This window comes from Pseudomonas capeferrum (genome assembly GCF_013523055.1).
GTDB classification, from domain to species: Bacteria; Pseudomonadota; Gammaproteobacteria; order Pseudomonadales; family Pseudomonadaceae; genus Aquipseudomonas; species Aquipseudomonas capeferrum_A.
Genome location: NZ_JAAMQM010000079.1, coordinates 1 through 335 on the forward strand (window position 1 = coordinate 1; position 335 = coordinate 335).

Sequence of the window (335 nt, forward strand, 5' to 3'; positions counted from 1 at the left end):
CACGATGCCGGCACCTCGGCGTTCGTCGGTGAAGAGCTGGCCAAGTCCGATCGTCCCGAACTGACCGCGGCCAAGATCGTCGTGTCCGGTGGCCGCGGCATGCAGAACGGCGATAACTTCAAGCACCTGTACGCCCTGGCCGACAAGCTCGGCGCCGCGGTGGGCGCCTCGCGCGCAGCGGTCGACGCTGGTTTCGTGCCCAACGACATGCAGGTCGGCCAGACCGGCAAGATCGTCGCGCCGCAGCTGTACATCGCCGTCGGTATCTCCGGTGCCATCCAGCACCTGGCCGGCATGAAGGACTCCAAGGTGATCGTGGCGATCAACAAGGACGA

At 66.0% G+C, this 335-nt stretch carries 1 protein-coding gene; it reads left to right on the plus strand.

Annotation, left to right across the window (positions count from 1 at the left end):
* Nucleotides 1-335, plus strand: a 335-nt coding sequence (locus tag G7009_RS27380) for an electron transfer flavoprotein subunit alpha/FixB family protein (protein WP_219856814.1), incomplete at both ends; no start/stop codon positions are given.